Here is a 9,423-nt window from a genome sequence, read left to right as displayed (position 1 = left end):
TTTTATGCGTTAATTAGCGTGCCAGTGGCCGCTTTTACCACCTTGTTTTTCTAACACTTTAACCTCAGAAATCACCATCATAGGGTCACTTGCTTTACACATATCAAATAGCGTTAGTGCCGCGACGGACGCAGCAGTCAAGGCTTCCATTTCGACACCTGTTTTACCTGTCAATTTACACAAACTCTCTACACGTACACTGTTGGAATCGGCAAGTATTTCGAAGTCGACAGCGACCTTAGTCAGCATTAAAGGATGACAAAGGGGAATTAAGTCACTGCACCTTTTGGCTGCTTGAATACCAGCGATACGCGCGACACCAAATACGTCGCCCTTTGTGTGCTTTCCGTCCGTTATTAACGCTAAAGTTTCTGGTGTCATGGTAATTAATGCCTGAGCCCGCGCCACTCGAACGCTGTTATCTTTACTACTAACGTCAACCATATTGGCTTCGCCTTGATGATTCAGGTGAGTTAATTGACTCATTGTGTGCTCCAGAGCTGCTGTACAAATTAGACCGTAGTTTGCCTACAACCTGTAGAAATTCAAGGGGAGAGTGGATAAATGTCGCACCTCTTAGTGTTTTAAGAGGTGCGCACGGCAGGTAATTAAGTCGTGGTATTGAGTAACTTGTTACCAAGTACGATCAGATTTTGAGTATCGATAGAGCCACACACAAGCATACTGTGTTGCTTCCGCGTAGATGCATCTTTAAATTGGCTAACGAAGGTGTGTTGCGACCAATTAAAATTACTCGGATAAATTTCCATCTCTTTAATTTGACCTAAAATTCGATCACAGTCGCCTGCTGTATCAGATGATAGCTCAGGATCAGATAACGGCATGCGATGGGTATGTGCTTGCGCAATATGATGAGATTTTAGCAATGCAAATGCTTGCGGATCATCTGGAATATTAACCACCAGAATCTTGACTCCAGCTTCTGTTAACAATCTAAATTCTTCCAAGGCGATTTCATTTGATTGAACAGTATCGTAAGTTACCTCTAATACAAGCTGGGCAGGTGAGTACTGATAGGTATTTAACAGATCTTTAATATGTTGCGCCAAACCAGGCTCTGCCAGTTGATCATTGACTAGTTTTACTTGCAGCTCTAAATTGTCTAATCCTGAGTTGCTCCATTGTGTCGCATACTTAATGGAATTTTCTAATAACCAATCATGCAATGGTTTGCTTAAACTGCCATGCTTTGCAGAAGCAATAAATTTCTTCGTATCTTGCGTATTATATGCGCGATGATGCCAGCGCACATGAGCGATACAACGTGCTACTTGTTGATTGGAAAAGTCGATGACAGGTTGGTAATTGACCGCGAGCTCCTTAAGGTCAATTGCACGCTTAAGCTGTGCATTGAGGTGCTGTTCGCTATTGTAAATTCCCAAAATATGTTGATTAAAGGTTTGAATGTCGCTGTTTTGTTCTAGTTTAGCTTGTTGCATCGCGGCATCAGCGTACTGAATCAGCGCTTCGTCACTTGTGGCATGTAATGGGTGTAAGCTAATACCAATTGCACATTCTGGCTCTATAGTCGCGCCGTTAATTGTTAGGGACTGATTGATTTTCATCTTAATCTTATCCGCAACGACATAAGCATCTTCCGCCAGATTTAGCCCTTCAAGCAACACTGCAAACTCATGGCGTCCGAAACGAGCAATAGTATCGTGATCACGGGTGATTTGAGTAATGCGCTGCGCCATGACTTTAATTGCCGCTATGTGGTTTGCTTCGCTAATATCTTTTAAAAACGGCTTGATAGAGATAACGATGATAGCGCTCTTGTGGCCATCACGCTCATGGCGTTTGATTGACTGATTCAAACGATCTTGCAGCACAGAGCGAGAAGGGAGCATAGTCACGCGATCAACAGCGCGGCTATTGATAATGCGTTCTTCTAGCGCCTTGTGGTCGCTAATATCACGGAAAGTACACAAGTAACGGCTTATTTCTTCGTTTTCAAATGAAAGGGCGCAGATGTGTTGATTGGTCGGATAAACCTCGCCATCTTTTTTAACGTTCCACAATTCGCCATCCCAGCTATGACTCTCTTTAACTTGTTTGTTTATCTTGTCGTAAATACATTGATCAAAGAAAGTTGCTCGGTTAATCGAAGATAATTGTTGGCCAACCGATTCTTCTTCACTAAACCCAGTCATATCGACGAAGGCTTGGTTCACTTTCAAAATTGTATTGCGTTGATTTGTAATCGCCATCGCATCGAGGGAGGAATTAAACACACGATCTGACATGTCGCGCATCATCGCTTTTTCTGAATCTTTTTCTGCAATTTCAATAGTGCCTAGCATGAATAGTGCTTTACCATTGTCATCACAAGTTACGTGACCGTGCTGGTGAACAAACAGGCGCTCACCGTCTGGAAGTTCAATGTGATGGCTAATGTTGAGATCATTACCAAAAATCACCGCCTCGTTAATGGCATTGCTCACATCTTCTCGTTCGTCTTTGGGAATCGCGGCAAGTAGCTTTTCTTGCGTAATCTCAGACGCCGTATCTTTAATGCCGTATATTTCATAAGTTTTTGGCGACCACAATAAGTTGTCTGTGCCAAATTCCCAATGCCAGCTGCCAATGCCATTTACATTTTGCGAAAAGTCATACATCGCGGAGATCCGTGATTGATGTTCTCTTAATACTTCTTGTTGTTCAACATCAGTAAACGAAACTATCGACAGTAAGTTTGTCCCATCCATCACTTGGGTGATATCAATTTCAACTCTAAATTCATCGCCTTTATTGGTGATTAATTTGGTGGAACTGTTTTTAGCGGTTTGATTACTCTGTAGTGACATAATCTGATTTAAGAGTGCCGCGGGTGCTTTCACTACAAGTTGTTCTAAGTGTTTAGATAATAAATGACTCATACTGTAGCCAGTCATTTCGCATGCTTTGGCATTGGCACTAACAATATCGCCAGAGCGATTGACAATCAGTGTTGGCACTGAAGAGTGGCGATACATCTTATCGAGTTCTTCGCGGTTATGCTTCGCTAATATATCGCGGCTCACATTATGTCTTGTTCGCCAGTGATTGATGATCAAAAACATTATGAGCGGAATAATGATCAAGCTAGAAAGTACGAGTAGCGACACTTCTTTAATCACGCCACTAATATATTGTGCTTCATCGTGATATTGATCTGTTGATAGCGTAGTCAGCTTATCGACGGCTTCTTGTCCTTGGCTTGCATAGAGAGAATCGCCAATGGCATTGTATTTTTCCGTCTGTCCTTTTGCAGCGAAATTAACGATTAAGTAAAACGAGTTTTTAAGTTTGGTAATTTCTTCGCCTGCCGTCATCAACAAACGAGTTTCTACAACATTTAGACCTGGTAGATTACGGTATTCAACGAGCGTTTCTTTATAGCGTTCGAGCTCTGATTTTATGTGGTTCTCGGTGATCTTGTTGGGGGCAAAAGCATAGCGACGAATGTCACCTAATAATCCTTGCTCGCTAAAGGCATTTGAAAGGGTCTCATTTACTTGCTGTTTTTTGACCAACACATTGCGATAGTCTGTCCATTTATCATCCAAATAATTGGCTTTCTGATAAAGTTTACTAGTTATGAATATTGAAAGTGTCGTTAAAATGACCGTAATGACTACAGTGAAAATAACAGAGAGTGTGGTGGTATTTTTAGTAGATGAGTGTTGATTCATAATATTCCATTTACGCGAACTACAATCGCTATCCTTCCTCGTGGACGTAGTTATCGCGATACGATAAAAACTAACAGCGAACACATAATATACAAGTAATTATAATCTAGCGTATTTTTTTATCGTAATGCAATGGTATTAGTTAATTTTTTAATACCGTCTCTTGTTCTTGCGGGACAAGTTTTATCTGCGGTGGGATTGGCAGTGAATCGATGCGTGCTGCAAGCTCAAGGTCTATCGGTGCAAGCTTACTATCGAGATCCATTGCGATTAACGTATCGTAATAGCGACGGATACTATCAACATAGTGCACAGCTTCGCGGCCTCTAGCATAACCGTGCTTAGTTTTGCGGTAATATTTCTTTTTCTCTAGCAGCGGCAGCATCTGTTTTACATGACTCCAACTATTGGGGTTCTTGCCTGATTGCTGTGCTAATTTACGCGCATCCATTAAGTGGCCATAGCCAACGTTATATGACGCTAGTGCAAACCAAAAGCGCTGCGACTCGGGAATAGATTCGGGTAGGCGCGCCAATAACCGTTTGAGATATTTCGCACCACCTTCGATACTTTGCTCGGCATTAAGACGACTCTTAACGCCCATCTGTTTCGCAGTTGGCAATGTCAGCATCATCATACCGCGCACACCGGTTGGTGATTTGGCGCGGGGGTTCCAATGGGATTCTTGATAAGATAGGGCAGCGAGTTGCTCCCATTTAATGCCATCGGCGTTTAGCTCAAATAATATTTGATATTTAGGAAGCTTCTTATCAATAGCCTTAATAAAGGCGCGTGTATCGACATAATCAAAGCGTTGAACATGGCCAAAGTACTTCTCTTCGAGTTGCGCCATTGCCCCGCTTGATTGCTGCTCGCCAAAAAAAGCAATAACTTGGCTATATAAGGAGTCATCGTCATTATCCGCTAGCGCCCATGCTAAAGAATCGTCACGTGTCACCGTAAATGCCAAACTTAAATCCGGATAAATACGACGATTACGTGCCAACACATTGGAATCGGCTAGGGTGTAATCAATCTGCTCATCAATGACTAACTTTAATAATTCGTCAGGGTTGTGCTCATTGGTTGTTTGCCAATTGAGATCGGGATTATCTAATTTAAGTTGTGACAAGGTATCAACATGGCTACTGGCTTTAGCAACCATCAAGGTGCCCGTAAGATCTTTGAGTTTGCGCGGACGTTTCTTTCCCTGCTTAAATACGATCTGTTGTGACACTTGATAAAACGGCGGGCCAAAACGCATCTTCTGCAATCGTGCCTGAGTTACTGTAAGGCCACTGGCGATAATGTCGATCTTCCCTTCATTCATTTGCGCGAATAGTTCGCTCAAATCGGCATTAGATACAATTTGCAGCTCAACACCGAGATAGGCGGCAAACTGCTGTGCTAATTCGCTGTCCATGCCAACGGCGCTTTTTTCGCCTTCGAAATAACTAGTTGGGCTATATAAGGTACCAATCACCAAAACTTTATCGTCTTTAATTTCGTCTAAATGAGTTTCATCGGTAGGCTGGGTGCACGAAAGCACAAATAAACAACTTAAAGCGATGCTTATTTGTTGGCCGAATGTCAATTTAGAACGTTTAGATATCAAAGTGTTAGCCCAATAAAATACAAGTTTTACGTCTGCTGGATAGTTATAGCAGATGCTGCCAAAAATAGCGATGTGAGAAATATCACATTAATGGTTAATTTTGTGATCTGTTTCACTTATAATAGCGCCAAATTTTTTCCCATCCACAGTTAATTGGTGAATATTCCTATGGAAATCCTTCGCGGAGCCCCTGCGCTTTCTGACTTTCGTACAAAAAAATTGCTAGCTAGTTTTGCCGACATCAATGTGCCTGTTACGGGCATTTATGCCGAGTTTATGCACTTTGCAGATCTCAGTGGCGAATTATCAAGCGATGAACTGACTAAGCTTGAAAAGTTATTAACTTACGGTCCAACGATTGCTGAGCACCAACCTCAAGGTGAACTGATTTTAGTCACGCCGCGTCCGGGCACTATCTCGCCGTGGTCATCTAAAGCGACAGACATCGCCCACAACTGTGGTTTAACCCAAATTAACCGTCTAGAACGTGGTATTGCTTACTACATCGAAGGTGAAGTGAGCGACGAGCAACATCAGCAAGTGGTGAACTTGTTACACGATCGCATGATGGAAATCGCTACTAACTCAATGGAAAGTGCGCAGCAATTATTTGTTAAGGCTGAGCCGGGGCAAATGCAAAGTGTTGACGTGATTGGCGGTGGTAAAGACGCATTAGTTAAAGCTAACGTTGAAATGGGTCTGGCACTAGCAGACGATGAAATCGACTACCTAGTTAACGCCTTTACCGGTCTAAACCGCAATCCAAACGACATCGAACTAATGATGTTCGCACAAGCGAACTCAGAGCATTGTCGTCATAAGATCTTCAACGCCGATTGGACAATCGACGGTGAAAAACAACAAAAATCATTATTTAAAATGATCAAAAACACCTACGAAACGCATCCAGAAAACGTACTGTCTGCTTATAAAGACAACGCGTCGGTAATGGTAGGTAATAAAGCAGGGCGTTTCTTCCCAAATCCAGAAACTCGCGAATACGAATACAACCAAGAAGATATCCATATCTTAATGAAGGTTGAAACCCACAATCACCCAACAGCAATCTCGCCATACCCAGGCGCGGCAACGGGCTCTGGTGGTGAAATTCGCGACGAAGGCGCAACAGGTCGTGGCTCTAAGCCAAAGGCTGGCTTAACAGGTTTTACCGTATCTAACTTAAACATTCCGGGCGCAAAGCAGCCATGGGAAGCGAATTACGGCAAGCCTGATCGCATTGTTTCTGCATTAGACATTATGATTGAAGGCCCACTTGGCGGCGCGGCGTTTAACAACGAATTCGGTCGTCCTGCGTTATGTGGTTACTTCCGTACTTATGAAGAGCAAGTAAACTCCCACAACGGTCTAGAAGTTCGCGGTTACCACAAACCAATTATGATTGCTGGTGGCTTGGGTAACATTCGCGAGCAACACGTTGAAAAAGGTGAAATTCCAGTAGGCGCGAAGCTAATCGTCCTTGGTGGCCCTGCGATGAACATCGGCCTTGGCGGCGGTGCGGCATCGTCAATGGCATCAGGTCAATCAGCGGAAGACTTAGACTTTGCTTCTGTACAACGTGAGAACCCAGAAATGGAGCGTCGTTGTCAGGAAGTTATTGACCGTTGTTGGCAGCTAGGCGAAGACAACCCAATCGCCTTTATTCATGATGTTGGCGCAGGGGGTATTTCAAATGCATTCCCAGAATTAGTACACGACGGTGGTCGTGGCGGTAAGTTTGAACTACGCAACGTACCAAACGATGAGCCGGGTATGGCACCACACGAAATCTGGTGTAACGAATCACAAGAGCGCTACGTAATCGCAGTACCAAGCGACAAAATCGACGAGTTTGACGCTATCTGTCAACGTGAACGCGCGCCATACGCCATCGTTGGTGAAGCGACACAAGAAGAACATCTAACACTTTCTGATAGCCACTTCGATAATACCCCAATCGATATGCCGCTTGACGTATTACTTGGTAAGCCACCAAAAATGAGCCGCGACGTTAAAACACAAACGGCTAAAGGTGAAGCGTTAGCAACAGACGATATTTCATTAGATGACGCGGTAATGCGTGTACTTAGCTTGCCAACCGTTGCCGATAAAGGCTTCTTGATCACCATCGGTGACCGTACCGTAACTGGTTTAGTAGCACGTGACCAAATGGTTGGCCCGTGGCAAGTACCAGTAGCAAACTGTGCTGTTACCGCAGCGAGTTTCGATACGTACGGCGGTGAAGCCATGGCAATGGGCGAGCGTAGCCCAATCGCACTGCTTAACTTTGGCGCATCGGCGCGTATGTCAGTGGCTGAAGCCATTACCAATATCGCATCAACGCACATCGGCGACATTAGCCAAATTCAAATGTCGGCGAACTGGATGTCGGCAGCTGGTCACCCAGGTGAAGACGCTGGTTTATACGAAGCTGTTAAAGCGGTAGGCGAAGAGTTATGTCCGGCATTAGGCATTACTATCCCAGTTGGTAAAGACTCGATGTCGATGAAAACGAAATGGCAGGAAAATGGCGAAGACAAATCTGTTACCGCGCCAATGTCATTAATCATGACAGCATTCGCGCCGGTGGCAGACATTCGCAACACGCTAACGCCGCAACTGATTACTGACGAAGGTGAAACGCAACTATTACTTATCGACTTAGGTAACGGTCAAGCGCGTTTAGGCGGCTCTGTATTAGCGCAGGTTTACAAGCAACTTGGTGATGTAACGCCAGACGTTGACAACCCTGAGTTATTAAAAGGCTTCTTCACCGCAATTCAAACCTTATTAGCTGAGGGTAAATTACTGTCTTACCACGATCGTTCAGATGGCGGTTTATTCACAACGCTCACAGAAATGGCGTTCGCGGGTAACACTGGTTTAGACATCAACTTGCCACAAGGCGATGTATTAGCGCAGCTATTTAACGAAGAGCTAGGTGCGGTAATCCAAGTTAAGAATGAAGATATCGACGCAGTAAACGCGGTGTTAGCGGCTAATGGTTTAACAAGCTTAACTAGTACAGTAGCAACACTAAACGATAACAACACAGTTAACGTGTTTGTTGATGGCAATGCTGAATTTAGCGCAACACGCTCAGATTTACGCAAACTGTGGTCGAAAACCAGCTATGAAATGCAAAAGCTGCGTGATAACCCAGCGTGTGCCGAGCAAGAATACGCACTAAAAACTGACGATAGCAACCCAGGTCTATTTGCTGACTTATCATTTGATATCAATGAAGACGTGGCAGCGCCATACATCGCAACAGGTGCTAAACCACAAGTAGCTATCCTGCGCGAGCAGGGGGTTAACTCCCACGTAGAAATGGCGGCGGCGTTTAACCGCGCTGGTTTCGCGGCGAAAGATGTACACATGTCAGATATCCTTTCTGGCAAGGTATCGCTAGAAGAATTCCACGGCATGGTTGCTTGTGGCGGTTTCTCTTACGGTGACGTACTAGGCGCTGGTGAAGGCTGGGCGAAATCAATCTTGTTTAACGATTTAGCACGCGACCAATTCGGTAACTTCTTCAGCCGCGACAACACCTTCAGCTTAGGTGTGTGTAATGGCTGTCAGATGCTATCAAACCTAAAAGAGCTAATCCCGGGCAGCGATTTATGGCCACACTTTGTGCAAAATAAATCTGAGCGTTTTGAAGCGCGCTTTAGCTTAGTGAAAGTTCAAGAATCACCATCAATGTTCCTAAACGGTATGGCGGGTTCTGTAATGCCAATTGCTGTATCACACGGTGAAGGTCACGCCGAGTTTAAAGACGCTGCGGCAGCACAAGCGGCATTAAACAGCGGCACAGTGGCACTGCAATACGTTGATAACCACGGTCAAGTTACTGAAAACTACCCATCCAATCCAAACGGTTCGGTAGCTGGTATCACTGGCTTAACCACGACAGATGGCCGTGTAACCATCATGATGCCACACCCAGAGCGTGTATTCCGCGCTGTGGCTAACTCATGGCACCCGAAAGCATGGCGCGAAGACAGCCCATGGATGCGTATGTTCCGCAACGCACGTGTTAATGTAGGGTAAGCGATAAGCTAATTCGCTAAATTGAGAAAACCGCCAATGACGAGAGTTATTGGCGGTTTTTTA

Annotated in this window: 4 protein-coding genes; 1 reads left to right on the top strand and 3 read right to left on the bottom strand. The window is 44.4% G+C overall.

What is annotated here, in order from left to right; all coding sequences use genetic code 11:
• Nucleotides 1–9: 9 nt before the first annotated feature.
• The 3 genes from moaC to mltF all read right to left on the bottom strand — a co-directional run bounded on the left by moaC (nt 10) and on the right by mltF (nt 5,289).
• Nucleotides 10–486 carry a cyclic pyranopterin monophosphate synthase MoaC gene (gene moaC / locus MHM98_RS10590; RefSeq protein WP_239439245.1) on the bottom strand — a complete coding sequence of 159 codons (477 nt, stop codon included), beginning with the start codon at nt 484–486 and terminating at the stop codon, nt 10–12.
• A gap of 122 nt (nt 487–608) precedes the next feature.
• A complete protein-coding gene (locus MHM98_RS10585) occupies nt 609–3,695 on the bottom strand; it encodes a PAS domain S-box protein (protein ID WP_239439244.1) in 3,087 nt (1,028 codons plus the stop codon).
• Nucleotides 3,696–3,837: 142 nt separating this feature from the next.
• Nucleotides 3,838–5,289, bottom strand: a complete 1,452-nt coding sequence (gene mltF / locus MHM98_RS10580) for a membrane-bound lytic murein transglycosylase MltF (protein WP_275441567.1) — start codon at nt 5,287–5,289, stop codon at nt 3,838–3,840.
• Nucleotides 5,290–5,478: 189 nt separating this feature from the next.
• On the opposite strand from mltF, the gene purL reads away from it, so the two are divergent.
• Nucleotides 5,479–9,360: a phosphoribosylformylglycinamidine synthase gene (purL, locus tag MHM98_RS10575; RefSeq protein ID WP_239439242.1), complete on the top strand. Its 3,882-nt coding sequence runs from the start codon at nt 5,479–5,481 to the stop codon at nt 9,358–9,360.
• The last annotated feature ends 63 nt before the right edge of the window (nt 9,361–9,423 follow it).

Origin of the sequence: Psychrobium sp. MM17-31, from assembly GCF_022347785.1 — a bacterium.
Classification (GTDB): domain Bacteria; phylum Pseudomonadota; class Gammaproteobacteria; order Enterobacterales; family Psychrobiaceae; genus Psychrobium.
The sequence above is the reverse complement of the archived record's forward strand: the minus strand, read 5'-3'. Positions and strand labels throughout refer to the sequence as shown.

Bases quoted from the DNA above. Each gene is read 5' to 3' on its own strand.
- moaC (WP_239439245.1), bottom strand. From the start codon at position 486: ATGAGTCAATTAACTCACCTGAATCATCAAGGCGAAGCCAATATGGTT.
- MHM98_RS10585 (WP_239439244.1), bottom strand. From the start codon at position 3,695: ATGAATCAACACTCATCTACTAAAAATACCACCACACTCTCTGTTATT.
- purL (WP_239439242.1), top strand. From the start codon at position 5,479: ATGGAAATCCTTCGCGGAGCCCCTGCGCTTTCTGACTTTCGTACAAAA.